This window comes from Amycolatopsis nalaikhensis, assembly GCF_030264295.1.
Classification (GTDB): Bacteria; Actinomycetota; Actinomycetes; order Mycobacteriales; family Pseudonocardiaceae; genus Amycolatopsis; species Amycolatopsis nalaikhensis.
Genome location: NZ_CP127173.1, coordinates 5,625,535 through 5,647,099, shown reverse-complemented (window position 1 = coordinate 5,647,099; position 21,565 = coordinate 5,625,535). Strand labels below are relative to the sequence as shown.

Sequence of the window (21,565 nt, the reverse complement as noted above, 5' to 3'; positions counted from 1 at the left end):
GGAACGGCCGCTCGCGCGTGGCGAACGCGGCCGTTCGGGGCAAGGAGGACTGCGCGAAGTGGCGGAGTCAGACGTCTTCGACGTCGGCTTCGACCACGGCATCGGCGGCGAGTTCGGCCGCTATCTCGGCGGCGTTGGCCGTCGCGTCGTCGTCGAGGGTGCCGACGTAGAGGACGTCGAACGACGATTCGGCGCGCTGGACGTTGATCTTCACCATCAAATCCGCTTTGACCATCACGATGAAATTGGAAATGTCATCGGGGTCGCCGAAAACGTCGTAAATGAGAAATACGGAACCGTCGCCGATGGCGAACAAGGCTTCGTAGAGAACGTTCCGCTCGGCTTGGGTAGCGGATTCCGCCCATTCGTCGAGCAGCTCGACACCCGCCGTGAGCCGGAGGTGCATAGCCATCCGCTGGCCTCCCTACCGAGCGCGACGAACAAGCGAAACAGCTTCCAGTGTGGCCGTTCCCGCCCGTCGGTGGCATCTCGGATCTTGCGGCCTCGCAGCCGGAATCAGTTGTAGCCCAGGACGATCGTGTCGGTGAGGTACTCGCGCTGAGCCGGCGGTTCCGGCGGCGCGGGCACGACCTCGGGGGCGGTGCGCGGCGCGGGGACGACGCCCAGCGCCTCTTCGATCAGCTCGCGGTCATTCCGGGTGGTGGGAACGGTCATCGCGCTACCTCCGTCTCGCTCCTGCCCGGTGTCCATGGTGCGCCATCCGGGTCGAGGTCTCGTCGCGCCGGACTCGAAGGACGGGTCCGCAGCGGGCGAGACGCACGCGAGCGACCCACCGCGGTGCACTGGACGGGCCGGGAGCCCGCCACGACCACCGAGGTGCACGATGACCGAGCGTCCTCAGGAGATCTTCACCGAAGCCACCGCCGGATTCGACGGCCGGGAGCCGATCCGGACCGATCGGGTGAGCGAGGGGACCCGTCCGGTGGACGGCTTGCGTCGGCTGCGTCGGCTGCCGGTCTGGGACAGCGATGAGTTCGACGCGTACGACGCGTTCGAGCTGGACGAGGCGGCCTGAGCGGGCTCGTGCGGCTCGCCGGACGGTCGCGAATGACTCATTGGGGACGTCTGGGGTCCCGAATGAGTCATTCGCGACGCTTTACCTGGCCACGCTGGGGTTCGTCGGCGCGGCAGTGACTTGCGCGGGCCCGCGGTGCCCAGCGGCACGCGACGGCGGCGCAAGCCCTGGCCACGGCCCGCCGCCGCGGGCCGCAGCGGCGGCGCGGCGCACGCCCAGCGCACGGCCTGCAGCGGCGCAAGCCCAACCCCTGCCCACCTCCGCAGGCCGCAGCAGCGGCCCGGCGCACGCCAGCACGCAGCCCGCGGTGACAGCCCGCTGCCCGCCTCCCTGCTCCACGCCCGCCTGCCGCGCGAGCAGGCACGCCCCGCCGGTCCCGAGCGTCGCGAATGACTCATTCGGGACCTCTGGTGTCCCGAATGAGTCATTCGCGGCAGAGCCTCAGAGCGGCAGGCCCGACAGCCGCCAGGCGTCCGGGCCCGCCGTCCGGGGTGCGTCCCTGCGGGCCGCCGGGGCGGCCCATGCCGACCGCGTCGGCTCCGCCTGACTCGGCGGTGCCGACGCGACCAGCAACGCCGCGATCACCGCCGCCAGCTCGGCGTCGTCCGGCAGGCCTCGGACCACCGTCAGCTGCGGGCGGGCGGGTTCGGGTGCGGCCATCGGATTCCTCGAAAACTCAGACGGGGTGGTTGCCGTGCTTGCGCTGGGGTCCTGGCTTGCGCTTGTCCTGCAGCATCGCCAGGCCCCTGGCGATCGCCGCGCGGGTGTCGGCCGGGTCGATCACGTCGTCGACCAGGCCGCGCTCCGCCGCGTACTGCGGGTTCAGGTACTCCGCCACGTACTCCGCGACCAGCCGGGCGCGCAACGCCGCCGGGTCGGGGGCCGCCGCCAGCTCGCGGCGGAACAGCACGTTCACCGCCCCCTCGGCGCCCATCACCGCGATCTGGTTCGTCGGCCACGCCAGCGACAGGTCGCAGCCGATCGACCGGGAGTCCATCACGATGTACGCGCCGCCGTAGGCCTTGCGCAGGATCACCTGGATCCGCGGCACCGTCGCTTCGCAGTACGCGTGCAGCAGCTGCGCGCCCTGGCGGATGATGCCGCTGCGCTCCTCGTCCACGCCGGGCAGGAACCCGGGCACGTCGACGAGCGTCACCAGCGGGATGCCGAACGCGTCGCAGAACCGGACGAACCGGGCCGCCTTCTGGGACGCCGGCCCGTCCAGCACGCCGGCCAGCACGCACGGCTGGTTGCCGACCAGCCCGACGACCCGGCCGTCGATGCGGGCCAGCGCGCAGAGCACGTTCGGCGCCCAAGCCTCGTGCAGCGCGAAGAACTCGCCGTCGTCGGCGATCTCCGTGAACACGTCGCGCATGTCGTACGGCCGGTTCGGCTCCGCCGGGACGAGCTCGGCCAGCCGGGGCCGCCAGTCCGCCGTCGCGCCCGTCTCGCGCGTGGCCGGTGGCTGCTCGAGGTAGTTGCGCGGCAGCAGCGACACCAGGTAGCGGACGTCGGCGAGGCAGCTCTCCTCGTCGTCGTGCACCACCGTCGCGACGCCGGAGTGGCGGCCGTGGGTGTCCGCGCCGCCGAGCTCGTCGTGGCTGACGCGCCGCCCGGTCACCGCCTCGACGACGTCCGGGCCGGTCAGGAACATCCAGCCGGTGTCGCGCACCATGAACGTGAAGTCGGCCAGCGCCGGCGAATACGCCGCACCGCCCGCGCACGGGCCGAGGATGACGCTGATCTGCGGGATCACCCCGGACGCCTCGACCTGGCGGCGGAAGATGCCGCCGTAGCCGTTGAGCGCCATCACGCCTTCCTGGATGCGCGCGCCGCCGCTGTCGTTGAGCGCGATCACCGGGGAGCCGGTGGCCACGGCCAGGTCCAGCACCTTGTGGATCTTCGCCGCGTGCGCCTCGCCCAGCGACCCGCCGAACACGGTGAAGTCCTGGGCGTAGACGAACACGCGGCGCCCGTCGATCGTGCCGGAGCCCGCCACGACGCCGTCGGTGTACGGGCGGTTGTCCTCGAGCCCGAGCCCGCGGGCCTGGTGGCGCCGGTAGGGCTCGATCTCGGTGAAGGAGTCGTCGTCGAGCAGCAGGGCGAGCCGCTCGCGCGCGGTGAACTTGCCGAGTGAGTGCTGGCGGCGCACGGCGTCCATCCGGCCCTCGGCGACGTGCGCGGCCAGCTCGTCGCGCCGCTTGCGCAGCAACGGCATCCCCGGCTCCGGCTCGGTGGCCGGGTGCAGGGAGATGACCTGGGCGTCACCGGTGGGGACGGAGCGGCGGTGGTGCCCCGTCCCGCGGCGTTCGCCGTCGGTCAGGGGCACCACGTCGGCGTCGTCGAGCGGCTGGGCACTGGCGTCGGACGGACCGCTCACGCGGCGTCCCTCAGCCGGCCGAGACGCTCCAGGTTCTCCTGCTCGATCTCGGCGACGATGGTGCTCCACACGATGCCCCGGCCCAGCCGCGGCATCGGCCGGGTGATGGCGGGCACCTCGGCGACCACGGGCTCGGCGATCGGGTCCGGGACGGCCCGGACCGGGCGCGTGGTGTCGTCGGTCTCCTCGTGCGCGGTCATGGCAGTGCCTTTCCGGTCGCGCCGGACCCGGCGGGCCCGGCTGGTGGAGCTGAAGCGAGAGCTGTCTGGTGGTCGGCGGGCAACCCGGCTCGCCGCGCGGTCAGGGCGCCGGTCTCGACGAGCCAGCGCACGGTGTCCGTCAAGGTCTCCGCCAGCGGCCGCGCGGTCACCCCGGCAGCCGGAGCCCCCGCCTCGACCGGCACCGCGACCGCGCACACGTGAATGGCGCCGTACTGCACCGGGATCCGCCCCGGCCAGCACCGCTGCAACGCGTCAGCGGCGCGCCCGGCGAAAGTCAACGCACCCGCCGGGAAGAACGCCGCCGGAAGCCGACGGCCGGTGGCCGCGCGCACCGCCGCCAGGTACTCGCGCGTCGAAACGAACGTCCCGGGACCGAAGAACTCGGCACCGGACACCCCGTCGAACAACCGCGCGTGCAGTTCGGCGTTGTCGCGAACATCGCCGAGCGGCAGGCCACCGGTGGGCCACAACGGCATCAGCCCGCGCAGCAGGTCCCGCAGCCGGGCGTTCTGATCACCCAGGTGCGGGTCGTGCGGCCCGAGCAGGGCCGGGGGCCGGGTGACGACCGCGCCGTACCGGCGGGCGATCCGCTCGGCCGCCGTCTTCGAAGCCAGGTAAGGCTCGCGCGACGCGCCGAGCGGCGAACCCGGCCCGATCGCCGGTGCCGCAGTGGGGTACAACGTCCCCACCGTCGACACGTGCACGATCCGGTCGACGCCCTCGGCGCGGGCCGCCGCCAGCACGACCTCCGTGCCGGATTCGTTCACCCGCCACAACTCGGCGCGGCGGCGGGGGTCGAACGTGTACACACCCGCCGCGTGCAGTAGACCGTCCACACCGGACACCAGCCGGGCGGCCGCCGCCCGGTCGGTGACGTCGCCCGCGACGACGTCGACGTCCGCCGGGGCCACCCCGAGCGGGCCCAGCGCGGCCGCCACCCGGTCCGGCCGCCTCGCGAGCAGCCGGACCCGGTGACCGTGCCGCAGCAACGCCTGCACGGTGTGCGCACCGAGGAACCCGGTGCCCCCCGTCACCGCGACGAACATCGCACTCCCCTTGCTCAGGCCGCGCGGGCGCGGCCGTCGACCTCGTGGTACCCGCCGCCGTAGAACACGAGCGAGTTGTCCCCCGTACCGCGGCTGGAGGTGACCACGCGGCCGAGGAAGATCGAGTGGTCACCGCCTTCGTACGCCTCCGCGAGCTCGCACTCGAGCCACGCCAGCGCGCCCGTCAGCAACGGCGCCCCCGTCTTCGCCCCCGGCGTCCAGCCCACCGAGTCGAACTGGGCCATCCCCGCGGGACGGCGCCAGTCGGCGAAGTACTTGGACAGGTCCTGCTGGTCGGCCGCGAGGATGTTCACGGCGTACGAACCGGCTTCGGTGATCGCCGCGTGCATCCGGGCGGCCCGGGACACGCAGCACAGCACCATCGGCGGCTCCAGCGAGACCGACGAGAACGCGTTGGCCGTCATGCCGTGGCCCGCCTCGCCGCCCGCGGTGAGGACCGTGACCCCGGTCGCGAACTGGGCCATCACCTCGCGCAGCCCGGTCTGGGCGGACAGGTGCCGTCGCCCCGGCGGGGTGGGCAGCCGCTTCAGGACCGCCCGTTCGATGGTTTCCCCGGCGTCGGCCACGTCACGCTCCCCTGCCGTTCACCGCGGAGGTGGCGTACGGCGCCAGCGCCTCGCGCAGCTGCTCGGGCACCCGCGACGGCACGGTGGCCGTGTTCGGGCCGCGCATGCAGGCGATCCGCTGCCGGCCGCGGGCGACCAGCCGCTCGCCGTCCGGGTGCAGGTGCACGTAGTCGAAGGCGAACTGGACCTGGGTCGAGGTCAGCTCCTCCAGCCGCAGCCGGATGGACAGCTCGTCGAACGCGGTGATCTCGGCGAAGAACTCGCACTCCACCTTGAGGGTGAAGAGCTTGAGGTCGTCGCGGACCTCCTCGAGCACCGCCGGGGCCTTCTCCTTCAGGAACATCTCGCGGCACCGGCCCTGCCAGCGCACGTAGTTCACGTAGTAGACGTTGCCCACCAGGTTCGTCTCTTCGAAGCCGACCGTGTGGCGGATCTCGTAGTAGTCGGACATGCTCAGTTCTCCTCTGCCTGCAGCACCGCGAAGACCACCGGCTCGGTCCGGTCGTTGACGGTCGTGGCCCAGGTCGCGATCCGCGCCGGCCCGCAGGCCAGCAGGGCCCAGCCGTCGGCTTCCACGCGGCGCACGGTCAGGGACTCGGTCATCGCGCCCGTCTTGCGGACGCATTCCAGGGCGCTCCACACCCGGGTGTTCGCCACGGCGACCGGCTCGCCCGCGTCGGCGGCCAGCAGCCTGCCGACCGAGAGCAGCTCTTCGCCGAGCAGCCCGGCCCAGTCCTCCTCGGTCCGCTCCAGCACCGTCTCGACGTCGCAGGTCACCTGTCCGGTGCCGGCCACGACGAGGGTCAGCCGGGAGCTGTGCGACGCGGTGATCGCGCCGCCGTCGACCTCCGGCTTGCCGTCCGGCCGGTAGCGGATCTCGACCGGCCGGTCGAACGCGCGGCTCGCGGCCAGCGCGGTCTGGGCGCGGCGTTCGGCGATGCCGCCCACCTCGACGCCCGCGGGGTCGGGCTCCAGGACCACCGACCGGGTGCCGCCGAGCATCCGCTCGCACGCCCGCTCCAGGTAGGAGCTGAGCATCGAGGGCACCCACGGCCCGGCCCCGTCGGTCTTGCGGACCGCCCGCAGCATCAGGCCTTCCCAGCGTTCCACCAGCTCGCCGTCCGGGTTGCGGACGTCGAGGTCGTAGACGTAGCTGTCGCCGTCCTGCAGCCGTTCCTTCGCGTCCAGCAGCACGTACTCCGGGTGCTGGGCGCCGGGCTGGGCCAGGTGCAGCTTCTCGATGCCCTGCGGCAGCAGCGTCGCGTCGGGGACGCAGCACTGGATCGCGTGCATCATCGCGTCCCGCGTGCCCGGGTCGGCCAGCAGCCGCTGCTGGGGCAGGAACGGCGCGAACCAGTCGTGGTCGGCCGTGGTCGCGATCTCGGCGACCGCGTGCCGGGCGCTCGCCCGCCGGTAGCCGACGACCCGCTGGAACCGCTTGCCCTGGAACAGAACCGTGCCGTAGAGCTCCGACAGCGGTTCCACCGGCACCGACGGGACGTCGGTGTCGCGGGCCTGCTTCGGCCCGATCTCCGCGGGCCGCGCGAAGTTCAGCGTGGCCTTGAAGTGGTCGGCGCTGAACCCGGTCTCGTCGCTGCGCAGGACGACGTCGACGGTGTCGGCGTCGCGGGCGACAGCGGCCAGCCGGATCGTGGTGGACCCGCCCGGCGAGACGATGATCGGGCGCAGGAACTCCACATCGGACAGCACCGGCGCGCCGGTCCGGTCGAGGGTGGCGGCGGCGACCTGGGTCATCGCCTCCATCCCGAGCACCGCCGGGAACAGCAGCTGCCCGTCGAGCAGGTGGTCGGCCAGGTACGGGTCCGAGCCGGCGGACAGGTCCGCCTCGGTGATCAGCTCGACGCCCGGGTAGTGCACGACCGCGCGGTCGACGAACCGGGTCAGCGGCAGCTCCTTGCGCTGGATCGGCAACGTCGCCAGCCCGCCGGTGCGCCCGCAGACGACCAGCACCGGCGGCACCGCCGGGTCGGCCAGCGCCTGCTTGAGGATGGCGATGCCGTCCTCGGTCGGGATCGGCGTGATGCCGTCGCGCTTGAGGGCGCTGACCACGCCGAGCTTCTCGCCCATGCCGGTGCCGGACCAGACCGACCACTCCAGCGCGACCGCCCGCGCCTGCGGGTATTCGCGGCCGAAGCGCAGGGTCAGCTCGGTCATCCAGTCGTTGGCCGTGGCGTAGTGCGCCTCGCCGCGCAGGCCGGCCCGGCCGATGATGCTGCCGAAGGTGACCAGCAGCTTGATCTTGCTCTTGTCGACCGCGTCGAGGACCGCGTTGAGGCCGCCGATCTTCGGGGCGAGCGTCTTGCGGAAGGTGTCCTCGGTGAGGCTGAACAACGCGGCGGGCTCGTTGCGCCCGGCGCCGTGCAGCACCGCGGTGACCGGGCCGAGCTCGGCCTGCATCCGGGCGATCGCGTCGGCCACCTGCGTGCTCGAGGTGACGTCGGCGCGCTCGTAGCGGTAGTCGATGCCCGCGGCCTTCATCCGGCCCAGGTTCTCGGCCAGCTCGCTGTCGTCGGCCGGGTCGCTGCGGCCGAGCAGCGCGAGCTTCGCACCGGAGTCCTTGGCCAGCGCCAGCGCGCTTTCCGCGGTGATGCCCTTGCCGCCACCGGTGACGAGCAGGACGTCGCCCGCCTCCAGCGACTCGGGGATCGGGCCGGTGGGCGCCGGGGCGATCGCGGCCAGGCGCGGCACCGTCCGGCCGCCGTCGGCGCCGTAGCGGACCTCGGCGAAGTCCGTGGTCGCGGCGACCTCGGCGACGACGACCTTGACCGCGTCGGCGATCGCGGCCGGGTCGGCCGGGGCCGGGTCGGCCAGGTCGACGATCGTGGTGCGGGCCGACGGGTCCTCGAGCCGCAGGGTCTTCGCGAGCCCGGAGGCGCCCAGCCCGTGCTGGACGACGACGAAGCGCGTGCCGTTGGGCGCGGCCATGACGGCGCGGCCGGCGTCGAGGAACAACCCGGCGTGGCTCGCGTCGCAGTCGGCGGGCAGGCAGAGCAGCACGCCGTCGCCGGCACCCGCGCGGGCCAGTGCCGCGCGCAGCGGCTCGGCCAGCGGGTGACCCGGGGTCGAGAAGACCTCCCAGCGCGCCTGGCCGAGGCCCGGCGTCAGGTCGGCCACCGGCCGCGGCGCGGGGACGTACTCGACCGCGAACGGCCGGACCCACGGCCGGCGCCGGGACCTCGCCGCCACCGGCGTCGGCCGGCTTCGCGGTCTGCGCCAGCTCGTCGATCATCTCGGCGAGCTCGCCGAGGCAGACCGTCGCGAAGTTCGGCATGCCCTCCAGCGCGGGCCGGCCCAGCGCCCGGGTGACGTCGTTGACCAGCTGGCCGACCGTGATGGACGACAGGTGCAGGTCGTCGAGCGGGTGGGTGTCCGCGGTGACGGTCTCCAGCGGCAGCTCGACGCGCTCGGCGGCGAGCTTGCGCAGCAGGTCGAGCGTCGCGTTGGCGCCGCCGCCGACCTCGACCGCGGCTTCGGAAGCGGCCTGCTCCTTCTCGGCCGCCAGTTCCGCGGCCAGCTCGCTGTCGATCTCGGGCGCGGCTTCGCAGGGGCTGGCGAGGAAGTTGAACACGCCGTCCTCGGGCAGCGAGCGGACCGCCCGGCCCTCGAACAGCGGGTCGGTCGTCAGCTGGGCCCCGGCCGCGAACGCGGCACCGGCCACCCGCAGCACCGCGCTCAGCGTGGTGCTGTCGGTGTCGACGGCCAGCACCGGCGTGCCCGGCGCGATCTCCTCGAACAGGCCCGAGAGCACGCGGCCCGGCCCGACCTCGATCACCAGGTCGCTGCGCTCGGCCACCTTGGCGGCGGCCTCGCGGAAGCGGACCGGGAGCACGATCTGGTCGCGCAGCAGCTCGGGCAGGTTCTCCGCCGCGTGCAGGACGTCACCGGTGACGGTGGAGACGACGGCGTGCTCGAGGCGGTTGAACGGGATCTCCGCCAGCGGCGCGGTCATCGCCGTCGCGGCCGGCTCGACCAGCGGCGAGTGGAACGCGTGCGACACCTTGAGCCGGGTCGCGGTGACGCCTTCGGCGTGGGCGCGGGCGATCACCCGGTCGACGGCCGCGGCCGGGCCGGAGATCACCGTCTGCTCGGGGGCGTTGTAGCCCGCGATGACGACGTCGGAGCCCAGGCCGAGCTCCTCCGCGCGGCTCGGCGACGCGCCGATGCCCGCCATCGCACCCTCGGCGGCGGTGGTCTCGGCCATCACCTTGCCGCGGATCTTGGCCAGCTGCAGCACCGCGCGCTCGTCCAGCGCACCGCCCCAGTGCAGGGCGGTCAGCTCGCCGAGGCTGTGCCCGGCGGCCGTCTGCGCCTCGATGCCGAGCGAACGCAGCACCCGCAGCGCGGCCAGCGAACCGGCGACGATCTTCGGCTGGGCGACCTCGGTGGCGACGTGGTCGGCGCCGGTGGGCAGGCCCGCGGCGCGGAAGACGTCGTCGGCGACGGTGAACCGGCGGCGCAGCACGCCGTCGGCGGCCCGCCCGGAACCCTGGCCGGGGAACAGGAACCCGATCCGCGGCTCGGTGACGCGGTGCCCGGCGAAGATGCCGTCGGTGGCCGCGAACACGGATCCGTCGGTGCCCAGCAGCTCGAGCAGGCGGGTCAGCTTGCGCTCGGCCTCCTCCGGGCCGGTCGCGACGACCGCGGCGCGGGCGGGCCGGTTGGCGAGCTCGCCCGCCAGCTGCCCGGCGAGGTCGGTGAGCTCGGCCATCGACAGCTTCGGCACGATCTCCAGCAGGGAGCTGACGCAGGCCCGCAGCGCCTCGACGTCGTCGGCGTCGAGCAGCAGCAGCTCGGCGTCCTGACGGCCGGAGACCAGCGCCTTGGTGCGCTCGTCCAGCTCGGTCTTGCGGGCCGCGCCCGGCGCCTCGGTGACCGTGACGTGCGAGTTGATCCCGCCGAAGCCCATCGCCGAGACACCGGCGCGGACCGGGGCGTCGGCCGGCCACAGCTGCGCTTCGCGCGGCACGTACATCCGGGCGGAGTCGCCGGTGAGCTTCTCGTGCGGGTCGAAGTGGCCGGTCGCGGGCGGGATCACCTGGTGGTACACGGCGAGCGTCGCCTTGATCAGCCCGGCGACGCCCGCCGCGGCCTTGGTGTGCCCGATGTTGCCCTTGATGGTCGACAGCGCGGCCGGGGCGGCCAGCGGGTCGGCGTCGTGGCGGGCGGTGGACAGCGCCTCGATCTCGGTGGCGTCGCCGAGCGCGGTGCCGGTGCCGTGGCCCTCGAAGTAGGACACGGTCTCGACGCCGTAGCCGGCGCGGTCGTAGGCGCGCTTGAGGGCCAGCCGGTGCCCGGCCGCCTCGGGCCGGGTGATGCCGCCCTTGCCGTCGGAGGACACGCCCCAGCCGCCGATCGAGGCGTAGATGCGCTTGCCCTGCTCGATCGCGTCGCTTTCGCGCATCAGGACGAGCATGCCGGAGCCTTCGCCCGGCCAGAAGCCGTTCGAGTCGGCGTCGTAGACCTTCATCTCGCGCTTGGCGAGCGCGCCGGTCTTGGCGAAGCCGATCACCTCGAACGGGTCGATCGAGAGGTCGACGCCGCCGGCGATGGCTACGTCGAGGTCGCCCTGCGCCAGCGAGTTCGCCGCGCTCACCACGGAAAGCAGCGAGGACGAGCACGCGCCGTCGACGGTGTAGCCGCCGCCGGCGAAGTCGAAGTAGTTGCAGACGCGGCCGGCAATGGTGTTCGCCAGCCCGCCGGCCAGGGTGTCCTCGTTGATCTCCGGGAACGGCTCCTTGTACTGGACCTCGAGCTTCCCGCAGGAACGACGCCGTCTCGTCGTCGCCCCAGCCGCGCTCGGACAGCGCCGCGGCGACGGTCCGGCGCACGTACGGCCAGCGCAGCCGCATGATGTTCGCCCGCGAGAACTCGCCGGTCAGGCTGTTGCCGATGACGACACCGGTCGCCTCGCGCGGCACGCCGTCGCCCTCGGGGAACCCGGCGTCGGCCAGCGCCTGCGCGGCGACGTCGAGCGCCAGCCAGTGCGTGGTGTCCGTGGCCCGGAAAGTGCTGCCGGCGACCTTGTACGCGACCCGGTCGAACTCGAAGTCGCGGAGCACCGCGGCCTTCTGCGCGTAGAACCGGTCCGGTGCCGCCGGGTCCGGGGAGTAGTAGTCCGCCCGGTTCATCCGTTCGTCGGGCAGCCGTCGGAACGCGCGGCGGCCAGCCAGCACGTTCTCCCAGAGCTCGTCCAGCGAACGGGCGTCCGGATACCGCAGTCCGATCCCGACGATCGCTATCCGCTCACCGCTCATGCCACCGCACTCCCAAATAGCTCTCGAGCCCGTCCGTCGCGAGGGCGACGGCTCCCGGTTCTGTCCGGCGCACGGGTCCGCACCCGCCGCCGAGGTCGTTCGTCGTGTACCGCCGGGGTCTGCCCCGCGGTGCCCCAGCCCGCTTCAGCATGGGCTCCCGCACGCCCGGCTTCTTCTTTCTCCCTGCCCCGGCCGCGGGAAGCGCAACGGCGAACAAATCCGCCGCGCTCCCCTCGACCGTCCACACCGGACTGATCAGGCGGGGAACTGCCCGGGACGGCGGCCGTCGCCCGCCGGGCCCCGGTAGGCCTGGGCCAGTTCCAGCCACTGCCGGGCCAGCCCGCCTTCGGCGCGCACGTCGAGGTCGTCGGGGTGGCGACGGCGGGTGACCAGCAGGCAGAAGTCCTCGGCGCCGCCCGTGACGCGCTCCGGCGAGTCCTCCGGCCCGAAGGTCAGCAGGCGCCCGGACGGCGTGGTGATCTCGAAGCGGAACTCTTCTTCCGGCGGGGTCAGCCCGCGCGCCTGGTACCCGAAGTCGCGCACGCGCACGGCGAACCCGACGAGGTGGGCCAGGCGGTCGGTGCGCACCGGGCGGACGCCGAGCGCGTCGGCGATGTCCTGGCCGTGTGCGAAGACCTCCATCATGCCCGCGCAGGCGAGCACGTACGGCGGCAGCGGGTTGACCAGCCACGGCACCAGGTCCGTGCCGGGGACCGCGGCGAGCGCCTTGATGCCCTGGTCGCGCTCGGCGCGCCAGCGGTTCAGCAGGACCTCCGCCGGCCCGCCGAGGTACTCCTGGAGCGCGCCGTTGACGGCGGCGTCGAGGTCGCCGCCGATCGACTTCGTCATCGCGACGAAGGCGTCCGGCTGCGCCGCGGCGAGGCCCGCGATGCGGAAGATGAAGGCGAGGTGCCCGACCTGGTGGCGCACGGTCCAGCCGGGCGCCGGGGTCGGGGTGTCCCACTCGGTTTCGGAAAGGCCGGCGACGAGCGCGTCCACGCCCTCGGCCTCGGTCGTCAGGTCGGCGATCACGGCCGTCGTGTCAGTCACCGGCTGTCCTCTCGCTACTCGGTCCTCGTGGGCGGTCAGGGGACGTGGTCCGGCGGCCGCCGGGCTCGTGGCGGGGGTGAGCGGGCCACGGTGCGGCGGCCGCCGGGGAGAGATCGAGGGGATCCGGCCTGGCCTGCCGCGGAGTCCCCGGGCGCGGGTCGGCTGTGTCCCGGTGCTGCGCTCGGCCGGCCGGTCGATCTGCTCCTTTTCGAATCATCACCCGCGCTCGCGGGATGCGTCTTCTCCTCGTGGGCGCAGGGAAAGGCGGCTGCCGAGCTCCTCGGCGGCGGCGTGAGCGGCCCACGAGACGAGTTCGATCAGTCCCCGGTCGTCGGCGCGGTCGCGGCGGACGGCGACGACGAGGTCGTCGTCGACCTGGTAGGCGGCCTTCGCCACCAGGAGGGCCAGGCGCGCGGCCGGGCGTTCCGCGGGCGGCAGCTCGGCCACCGGCCCGTCGGTCCAGGACCGGCCCAGGCCCGGCGGGAGCCCGTCCCACGCCTTCAGCTCGCGCCGGACGAGGTCGCGCACCCGCGGCGGCAGCACCCGCTCTCCGGCGGCTTCGACGGCCACGCGCGCCCGGGCGAAGGCGTCGGCCAGCGTGCTACCCGGCACGGCCCAGTCCGGGCCATCGACGCTCGTGGCGGGTAGCAGCTCGAGTGCCTGCCCGGCCGGTGGCGCCTGGCCGGGCCGGAGGAAGTGGCCGAGCACCGCCTTCGCCGTCCCGCGCGCGGACGCGGGCACCTGGTCGGGCAGCGGCGAATCGCCGAGGAAGACGGCGACCATCCGGTTGAGGTAGTGGAAGGTCGTGGCCACCGCCGTGAACTCCGCCGCGGCCTCGGCCGGGACGCCCGGCGGGAGCGGGCCCGCGCCCCGCGCCCACTCGGCGAGTTCGCGGGCGTCGGGGTCGGCGATCTCGCCCGGCGTACCCGCCTCCAGCGCGGCCGCGGTGGCGGGGTCCCCCAGCGCGCCGACGGCCATCGCGTGCACCTCGACGCAGTAGGGGCAAGCGTTGGCGGCCGACACGGCGGCCGCGACGACTTCCCGGTCCGCGCGGCTCGACACCCCCGCCGCGACCAGCGATTCGCGCAGCACGAGCCACGCGGCCGCCAGCACCGGCGGCGACGGCGAGTGCAGCGCGATCGGCGGGGCCAGCATCCCGAAGTCCCGTTCGAGCTGCCGGTACACCTCCCGCACCAGGCCGCTCGCCCGCCGCGGCCGGACGGCCTCGACGTGCTTGACGTCCTTCACAGTCCGCCGCAACGCGAACCGCACCAGTCCCGCCGCCATCGTTCCTCCTCGAGAACCGGCGAACTCGCGCTCCCAGGTGCCCAGGAGCGCGAGTTCGAAGTGGCCGTGCATCAGTTCCCGGCGACCAGGTCCAGTTTGGACACCGCGCGGCGGCCGGTGATCGAGCCGTCGGGGGCCGGGGCGCCGTACTTGACGTCGACCCCGCGCGCCTGCGCGGCCCGCACGATGCTCGGCACCGACCGCTCGGCGAGCGCGGCGATGGTCATCGCCGGGTTCACCGTGAGCGCCCCCGGCACCGACGCGCTGTCGGTGACGAAGATGCCGGGGTGGTTGCGCAGCTCGTGGTTCGGGTGCAGCGCGGACGTCGCCGGGTCGTCCCCGATCCGGCACGACGCCAGCGGGTGCACCGTGTAGGCCCCGACGACGTCGTTGGTCCACGGCGCGACCTTGCCGATGCCGTCCTTCTCGATGATCTCCTTGCAGTCGGCGTCCGCGAGCGCCCACCCGCGCCGGGTGTTCGGCGTCGGGTCGTAGCGCAGCGGCCCGCGGCCGAGCATCTGCTGGGAGATCCGGTAGGCGTTGCCGGTGGGCGGCGGGGTGCCGAAGACGCCTTCGTTGTCGTCCTCGGTCATCAGGAAGATCGTGAGCCAGTTGGCCCACTGCTTGAGGATCTCCTTCTTCTCCGCCCCGAACCAGCGCGGCTCCTGGCCGCCGGGCACCTGGGCGAGGATGGTGCCCAGGCCTGGCGGGAAGTACAGCTGCTCCAGGGAGTACCGCTCGTACTCCGGCAGCGACCCGTCGAGCTTGTCCCAGTTCGCGACGGTCGGGCCCTTGCCGATGTGGTTCGCGGAGTACACCGGACCGTCCTCACGGGACAGCCCGAGCACCTCGCGGACGCGGTCCTCGTCGATGATCGCGGTGTTGAGCCGCTCGCCGTTGCCGGAGAAGTAGCGGCCGACGCCGTGCGGCATGGTGCCGAGCGCGGCCTCCGAGCGCTGCAGGATCACCGGGGTCGCGCCCGCGCCGGCGGCGATGATGACGATCTTCGCCTCGATCACGCCGCTGCCGGTGTGGATCCGGTAGTCCTCTTCGTCGATCAGGTCGAAGTGGACGCGGTAGCCGCCGTCCTCGGTGCGTTCCAGGCGCTGGACCTCGTGCAGCGGGCGGATCTCCGCACCGTGCGAAAGGGCCGCGGGCAGGTAGTTCGTCAGCATCGAGCGCTTGGCGTCGAACTTGCAGCCCGCCATCATGAAGTTGCAGTTGACGCAGGTGTCGTTGTCGACCGCGACCGGCGCCGGGTTGGCCGTGCGGCCCGAGTGGTTGCAGGCCGCCGCCCAGAGCCCACCGGCGTAGGAGACGTCGCTCCAGTCCTGTTTGGACACCGGGATCGACTCGTCGACGCGGTCATACCACGGCTCGAGCGAGTCGCGCGTGATGACGGAGGGCCACATCCGCCGCCCGATGCTGCCGTGGCGTTCGAAGACGAACTTCGGCGCCCGCGGCATCGCGGCGAAGTACACGACGCTGCCGCCGCCGACGCAGTTGCCGCCGAGCACGCTCATCCCGTCGCCGACGACGAAGTCGAACGCGCGGGTGTAGGACGAGCCGAGCAGGTAGTCGTGCTCGAAGTCGGCCGCGGCCAGCCACGGGCCGCGCTCCAGCACGGTGACCTTGGCCCCGCCGGCGGCGAGGTGGTAGGCCGGGATGGACCCGCCGAAACCGCTGCCGACGATGACGACGTCGGTCTTGTCGATCGCGTTCATGCGGGGCTCCCGGAAGGCGTGGTGTCGGGGTGGAGTTCGGCCAGCTTGCGGCCGTAGCCGTACTTCGGGAACCGCCAGAACCCGTCGGCGTCCGGGGCTTTGTACCCGAGCGCCAGCAGGCCGGGGTGCCCTTCGCGGATGGCGTCGGCGGTGTGCTTGTGCGCGGCGCTGTCGAAGGCCATGTTGCAGAACAGCGCCAGGCTGACCCAGCCGTCCTTCTCCGGGTGGCCGGGCGCGGTCAGCCGCCGCACCAGTTCGCGGCGGTGCTCGTACGGCAGCGCGACGAACGGCGGGACGTCGTGGTCGAAGCTCCAGCTCCACCTCGCCCGCGTAGGTCTTCGCGTGGTCGTTGAGCGACTGCGCGAGGTAGGGCAGGCCGACGGTGACGCCGGTCGCGTCGAAGTGCAGCAGCTCGAGCGCGCCCGCCGCCACCGAGCCCGGCCCGGGCGCGGCCCCGGCGATCGCGCGGTCGTCCTCGTGCCGCTTCTCCCCCGGCACGATCGTGTCCGCGTAGGCCTCGAGGGTCATGTTCTTGACGCGTTCTTCTTCGGTGGCCTCGGGTTGCACCGGCCTACCTCCTCGTCGATTGTCCACAGTAGACGTCAGGCGGCTTCGGCCCGCCGCGTCCGTTCCCGGCGGTGCACGGTCATCGGCAGCCCGCCGCGCACCCGCAGCGAGAGCATCGCTTCGGGGTCGACGACCTTGCCGGGCACCTTCCGCAGCTCCAGGTCCCGCGCGGCCATGGCCAGCACGAACACGGCCTCCATCACGCCGAGGCTGTTGCCGATGCAGAACCTCGGCCCGGCGCCGAACGGGATGTAGGCGTACCGCGGCGGCCGCCCGGCCGGGTTCTCCGGGTCGAACCGGCCCGGGTCGAAGCGCTCCGGGTCGGTCCAGAACTCCGGGTGCCGGTGCAGCGTGTAGGGCACCACGACGACGTCGGAGCCGGCCGGCACGTGGTACCCGCCGATCTCGTCGTCGGCCTGGGCGATCCGCGGCAGCAGCCACACCGGCGGGTACAGCCGCATGACCTCTTCGACGACGGCCACCGTGTAGGTGAGCCGCCGCAGGTCCTCGTGCTCGGGCAGCCGGTCGCCGAGCACGTCGACGGCTTCGGCGTGCAGGCGCTCGCCGACCTCGGGGTGCTCGTCGATCAGGTGGAACGCCCAGCCGAGCGTACTCGCCGTCGTCTCGTGCCCGGCCAGCAGCAGGGTGATCAGCTCGTCGCGCATGCGCTCGCGCGACGCGCCGTCCTCGGACCCCGACGCGATCAGCCGGGACAGCACGTCCTCGCCGTTCTCCACCGGGTTCGCCAGCCGCTGCTCGACGAGCTCGTCGGCGATCCGGCGCAGGTCGTCGCGCGCGGTCCGGAACTCCAGCTGCTTCTTCAGCGGCACCCACTGCGGGACCATGCTCAGCGTGACCGCCTCGAACATGGCCTGGTCCTGCACGGCCTCGAACGAGTGGCCCAGCGTCTCGTAGCCGCCGAGCTCGGCGTCCAGCAGCGTCTTGCCGAGCACGCCGAGGGTCAGCCCGGTCATCTCGTGCAGGATCTCGACCGGCCCGTCGTGCGCGGCCAGCCGCTGGATCAGCGCGTCCACTTCGGCCGCCACGACCGCGGCCTGCCGCGAGATCCGCTTGGGCTGGAACACCGGCTGGATGGTCCGGCGCTGCTTCTTCCAGGTCTCGCCGTCGCTGGTGAGCAGGCCGTCGCCGAGGGCCCGCCGGGCCTCCTGCAGGCCGATGCCCTTGTGGTAGTTCGCCGCGTTGTCCGCGAGGACGTGCTTGGCCAGGTCCGGGTGGTTCACCAGGTACATCGCCTTCGGCCCGATGGCGATGCGGACGACGTCGCCGTAGGCCTCGGCGTTGTCGCCCATGAGCGCGAGCCGGTCGGTGAAGAGCTGCTTCAGCAACCGGAGGGTCGCCCGGCGCGGCGGCCCGGGCGGCGCGGTGCGCGCCGCCCGGGCTTCCTGCTGCGAGCCGGTCATGCCGCGACGGCTCCCGGCTTCTCGCCTTCCACCTCGGATGCCGCCTCGGGGGCGGGCGCGAGCTCGAGCTTCGCCTTCTGCGCGGCCTGGTCGGCCTCGAACTTGATCCGCGCCTTGTTCGAGAAGTGCAAGCCCCACAGGAACAACCCGCGGATCAGGCAGATCGTCGCGGTGGCCAGGAACAGGCCGTAGGCCACGTGCACGGCGGTGAAGAAGCCGTACGCGAGCGCCACCCCGGAGCCGAAGAGGAACTGCGAGGCCGGCTTCGACGGCGACGTCCCCGGGTCGGTCACCATGTAGTTGGTGTAGAGCACGAACGCGACGCCGGTGCCCATCGCCAGCGCACCGGGGATCGACGTGCCGAAGATCCAGCCGCGGACGAAGGCCTGGATGACGAAGAAGCTCAGCCAGCCCGCGATCAGCCACATCCGGTTGGTCAGCTTCGCGTTGAGCAGCGTGCCCGACGCGAGGATGATGCCGACGATCAGCCAGCCGACCCACGTGTCGACCTGCTCGGTGAAGTGGTACGGCGGGGCGATGCTCGCCCACGGGAACACCAGCAGGATGATCGTGATGCCGAAGTTCGACGGGTTCATGTAGTGCCGCATCCGGCCGTGGACCGGGGCCTGCAGCACCCACTTCGCGCCGACCGCGACGACGACGCCGAAGATCATCACGAAGATCTGGTCGTTGACGTAGGTCAGCATGTTCAGGGCCAGACCGGTGATGTGCGCCGGCAGCAGGAACTCCGCGAGCCCCTTGAACCCGGCGCCCTTGAACCGCACCTCGCGCTTGGTCACCCGCGCGTTGATGATCTCGAGCACGATTTCCGTGGTGTACGCGGTCGCCAGCGCGATGAACGGGTACAGCCACGGCTGCTCGAAGCCGAGCACGGTGTAGCCGAGGATGTTGAAGATCGTGATCGAGATCGCGAACCGGCGCAGGGCGGTGATGACCTTGTTGGTCCGCTTCGGTGGCGCTGTGTCCACTTTGGTCAGAGTCGGGGTGGCCATGCCGTCACATCTCTTCCTTCGCCGTGGAGCCGAGCTGGTACATGTGGCAACCGGGTTCGAGCTTCAGGTCCTGCGTCCGCAGCTGCCCGGTCCGGTCCCGCCACTGCAGGTGCACGGCGAGCGGGCCCTGTACGTCGTGCCCGAGGCCGATCTGGACGTCGAAACTGCGCCGGCCCGCCTCACCGCTGCTGCCGTCGACCCGGCCGAGGTACTTCTTGCCGTCCGCGGTCGTCACGGTGACCTGGGCGCCGATCGCGGGCGATCCGGCCGCGGGCAGCGGCCCGGCCGCCACCGGGGCGTCCGTGGTCAGCTTCAGCTGCAGGTACTTGCCGGGGTTCGGGCTGTCGTTGTGGTAGAAGATCGGCGCTTCCCACTGCCGCGCCACCGCGAACTCGGGCAGGCCGTCGCCGTCGGTGTCGCCGACGCCGATGCCGCGGGTGGGCACCGGGACCGCCAGGCCCAGCTGCGGCGCGAGGTCGGTGTACCGGCCGTCGGCGCTCTTCACGAAGAAGTGCAGCGTCTGGTCGCCACCGATGTCGTCACCGGCCTTGGCGTTCGGCCACCAGTAGGGGTTGGACAGCAGGCCGTCGTGGGCCGTGGCGATCTCCTGCAGGTTCGGCCACCGGTTGACCTGGCCCTTGACGAACCCGGTCGCCTGGGCGATCTGGTTCTCGCCGCTGTTGTTGAAGTCCTGGATCTTGACGTCCCAGCCCCAGCCGGACCACGCCGTGCCGTGCTCGGCGCTGTCGTCGTGGAACGGCGCGACCCCGTTCTTGAGCTGCTTGGTGAGGTCCGCGTTGTCCTTGGCCTCGTTCATGAACTGGAAGTTCGACTCTTCGATGCCCCACGACGTGGTGATGTTGCTGACGAACAGGTCGTAGAGGCCGTCGTGGTTCAGGTCGCCGAAGTCGACGCCCATGCCCTTGAAGGAGTCGTGGCCGAGCACCTTCGACTTCGGGTCGTCGATCCCGCGGACCCCGGTGACCTCGGCCAGCTCGATCTTGCCCGGCTTGGACTTGTTGTACAGCAGGTGGTCGTGGCCGAAGTCGTTGGCGATGTAGAGCTCCGGCAGGTTGTCGCCGTCGATGTCGGTGGCGCTGGAGGCCAGCGTCCAGCCGAGGCGGGCGCTCTCCGGGATGCCCTGGGAAGCGTCGACGTAGTGCGCGGCCGGGTTCGCCCCGGCGGTCGCGCCGGTCCAGCGGTAGATGTACTTCTCGCCGGAGTTCACCGCGTGCGACATCGACTGGTTCAGGGTGATCCCGCCGTCGGCGTTCGGGTCGAGGACCCGGCTGTCCGGGAAGTAGTTCCCGACGAAGATGTCGACGTGCCCGTCGCCGTCGAAGTCACCGATGGTCACCGAGTCGGTGTTCCACAGCGGGCCGTTGTACTTGCCGTCCGCGCCGCGGTGGTCGCCCGGCACCAGCTCGACCGGCTGGAACGCCGAGGCGTCGAACTTGGTCGCGGTGGCCTTCTGCAGGAACAGCACCGGCGTGCGGCCCCAGTAGTAGGCCAGGATGTCGGTGCGGCCGTCCTCGTTGTAGTCACCGGGGACGCAGCCCATCGGCGCCATGTAGTCCCACGTCGGCAGGGTCGGGGCAGGGTCGAGCACGAACGGCGCGTACCGCGGGCCCGAGTCCGGCGTCGGCGTGATCACGACCTGGTCGCTGCGCGGGTCGACCAGACAGATGTCGTTGGCTTTGCCGCTGCCGCTGATGTCGTTGATCGCGATCGCGGCGCCGACCGAGGAGATCCAGGCCGCGATCTTCTCGTACTCCTTGTTCACCGTCCGGATCGACTGCGACTTCGTCGCCGCGGGCAGCGCGATCGTCATCGGGGTGAAGTGGAACTGGTCCGCCATCGTGTCCTTTTCGGCGGCCGAGACGCTGGGCAGCCGCGCGACCAGGAACAGGCCGAGGATCAGCGCCAGCGCCACGATGCCCGCCAGCTGCTTGCGCAGCCAGCCCAAGGTCGCGGTCATTTGTTCTTCCCTCCGTGGGTCAGCACTTCTTCGGCGATCCGCTGCCGCCAGGTTTCGAAGGCCGGGACGTCGTCACCGTCGACGACGACGGCCGGGCGCACCTCCTGGGTGATGGCCGCCGCGCGTTCGGCGGACATCCCGCAGATCGCGCGGGCCGCCATCTGGGTCTCCGGGATCATCAGGCCCGAGCGCACCCGGCACTCGGCGGCGAAGGCGCTCCCCTGCGCCAGCGGCCCGTGGTGGATCCCGGCCCGGTCGACCAGTTCCGCCAGCTCGTCGGCGGTGACGCCGCACGCGTAGGTCGAGGCGAGGCCGATCCCCGCGTACAGGTCACCGTGCCGGGACTCGGGGAACTCCTCGATCGTCTTGGCCACCAGCTCGACGTCGGTGCCGCAGATGAACCACAGCGCCCGGCCGATGCCCTGGTCGATGGCCCGCAGCGCGTAGCCGTCGTAGCGCTTGTCCGGCCAGGAGAACCCCCGCTCCTGGTACTGGTTCCGGATGTACTTGTCGGTCTTGAAGTACGCCTGGTGGAAGCCGTAGCCGTCGAGCACGAGCCAGCGCAGCAGCGGGTCGAACGCCGAAGCCTTCGGCCACGCGAACCGCGGGAGCCGGCACATCGCCCAGCCGACCCCGACGTAGATGATGTAGTCGTGCTTCTCGCCGGGGCCGGCCAGGAACTCGGCGATGTTCGAGCTCTTGCCGAACGGCAGCCCGTCGAGCACGCCGTACCCCATTCCGGCGCCCTCGTAGGCGAAGCCGCGGAACTGCGTGGGGATTTCCTCGAGCCATTCCTCGGCCTGCTCGACCGAGCGCGCCTCGACCGCGTGCGCGTACCCGAGGAGGAACTTCTCGCCGATCGTCTCGAGCCGTTCTTGAGCGGCCGGGCTCTTCCGGTGGAAGCCCCGCTTCTCCAGCGAAGTCTCCGAAACATCGGGTGTCAGGATTCGACGCCTGAGCGTGCGCCAACCATTGCCCAA

Annotated in this window: 16 protein-coding genes and 2 pseudogenes; 1 reads left to right on the top strand and 17 read right to left on the bottom strand. The window is 72.3% G+C overall.

From position 1 onward, the window contains the following. Positions 1 to 67 precede the first annotated feature (67 nt). Entirely contained in the window at positions 68 to 406 is a 339-nt protein-coding gene (locus QP939_RS27805) for a DUF6235 family protein (protein WP_352247595.1), read from the bottom strand. Between the two features lie 110 nt (positions 407 to 516). Continuing rightward, positions 517 to 675, bottom strand: coding sequence for a hypothetical protein (locus QP939_RS27800; RefSeq protein WP_285449161.1), 159 nt, complete (start codon positions 673 to 675; stop codon positions 517 to 519). Positions 676 to 844: 169 nt separating this feature from the next. Here QP939_RS27800 and QP939_RS27795 point away from each other — a divergent pair, with 169 nt between their 5' ends. After that, positions 845 to 1,036 carry a hypothetical protein gene (locus QP939_RS27795; protein ID WP_285449160.1) on the top strand — a complete coding sequence of 64 codons (192 nt, stop codon included), beginning with the start codon at positions 845 to 847 and terminating at the stop codon, positions 1,034 to 1,036. Between the two features lie 441 nt (positions 1,037 to 1,477). On the opposite strand, the gene QP939_RS27790 is transcribed toward QP939_RS27795, so the two are convergent. From QP939_RS27790 to QP939_RS27720, 15 genes and pseudogenes are all read right to left on the bottom strand, one after another. Further along, on the bottom strand, positions 1,478 to 1,696 hold the full coding sequence (locus QP939_RS27790) for an acyl-CoA carboxylase epsilon subunit (RefSeq protein WP_285449159.1): 219 nt from the start codon (positions 1,694 to 1,696) through the stop codon (positions 1,478 to 1,480). Positions 1,697 to 1,712: 16 nt separating this feature from the next. Beyond that, positions 1,713 to 3,254, bottom strand: coding sequence for an acyl-CoA carboxylase subunit beta (locus QP939_RS27785; protein ID WP_414641954.1), 1,542 nt, complete (start codon positions 3,252 to 3,254; stop codon positions 1,713 to 1,715). Between the two features lie 158 nt (positions 3,255 to 3,412). Beyond that, complete coding sequence (locus QP939_RS27780; RefSeq protein ID WP_285449157.1) at positions 3,413 to 3,616, bottom strand: DUF6222 family protein; 204 nt, start codon at positions 3,614 to 3,616, stop codon at positions 3,413 to 3,415. Continuing rightward, positions 3,613 to 4,671, bottom strand: a complete 1,059-nt coding sequence (locus tag QP939_RS27775) for an SDR family NAD(P)-dependent oxidoreductase (protein WP_285449156.1) — start codon at positions 4,669 to 4,671, stop codon at positions 3,613 to 3,615. Before QP939_RS27775 ends, QP939_RS27780 begins: the two co-directional genes overlap by 4 nt. A gap of 26 nt (positions 4,672 to 4,697) precedes the next feature. Beyond that, positions 4,698 to 5,270, bottom strand: coding sequence for a flavin reductase family protein (locus QP939_RS27770; protein WP_285449155.1), 573 nt, complete (start codon positions 5,268 to 5,270; stop codon positions 4,698 to 4,700). A gap of 1 nt (position 5,271) precedes the next feature. Next, positions 5,272 to 5,721, bottom strand: a complete 450-nt coding sequence (locus QP939_RS27765) for an acyl-CoA thioesterase (RefSeq protein WP_176171962.1) — start codon at positions 5,719 to 5,721, stop codon at positions 5,272 to 5,274. Between the two features lie 2 nt (positions 5,722 to 5,723). Then, positions 5,724 to 11,545 (bottom strand): annotated as a pseudogene (locus tag QP939_RS27760) (type I polyketide synthase). Positions 11,546 to 11,800: 255 nt separating this feature from the next. Beyond that, positions 11,801 to 12,595 carry a TIGR03084 family metal-binding protein gene (locus tag QP939_RS27755; protein ID WP_285449154.1) on the bottom strand — a complete coding sequence of 265 codons (795 nt, stop codon included), beginning with the start codon at positions 12,593 to 12,595 and terminating at the stop codon, positions 11,801 to 11,803. Between the two features lie 216 nt (positions 12,596 to 12,811). Continuing rightward, complete coding sequence (locus QP939_RS27750) at positions 12,812 to 13,882, bottom strand: carboxymuconolactone decarboxylase family protein (RefSeq protein ID WP_285449153.1); 1,071 nt, start codon at positions 13,880 to 13,882, stop codon at positions 12,812 to 12,814. 71 nt (positions 13,883 to 13,953) lie between these two features. Next, a complete protein-coding gene (locus tag QP939_RS27745; protein WP_285449152.1) occupies positions 13,954 to 15,606 on the bottom strand; it encodes a GMC family oxidoreductase N-terminal domain-containing protein in 1,653 nt (550 codons plus the stop codon). Beyond that, positions 15,603 to 16,173 (bottom strand): annotated as a pseudogene (locus QP939_RS27740) (DUF5987 family protein). The gene QP939_RS27745 and the pseudogene QP939_RS27740 overlap by 4 nt, the downstream one beginning before the upstream one ends. 35 nt (positions 16,174 to 16,208) lie before the next feature. After that, a complete protein-coding gene (locus QP939_RS27735) occupies positions 16,209 to 17,594 on the bottom strand; it encodes a cytochrome P450 (protein WP_285449151.1) in 1,386 nt (461 codons plus the stop codon). Further along, a complete protein-coding gene (locus QP939_RS27730; RefSeq protein ID WP_285449150.1) occupies positions 17,591 to 18,607 on the bottom strand; it encodes an enediyne biosynthesis protein in 1,017 nt (338 codons plus the stop codon). Before QP939_RS27730 ends, QP939_RS27735 begins: the two co-directional genes overlap by 4 nt. Positions 18,608 to 18,611: 4 nt before the next feature. Continuing rightward, entirely contained in the window at positions 18,612 to 20,585 is a 1,974-nt protein-coding gene (locus tag QP939_RS27725; RefSeq protein WP_285449149.1) for a CRTAC1 family protein, read from the bottom strand. Further along, positions 20,582 to 21,565: a DUF1702 family protein gene (locus QP939_RS27720; RefSeq protein WP_285449148.1), complete on the bottom strand. Its 984-nt coding sequence runs from the start codon at positions 21,563 to 21,565 to the stop codon at positions 20,582 to 20,584. Before QP939_RS27720 ends, QP939_RS27725 begins: the two co-directional genes overlap by 4 nt.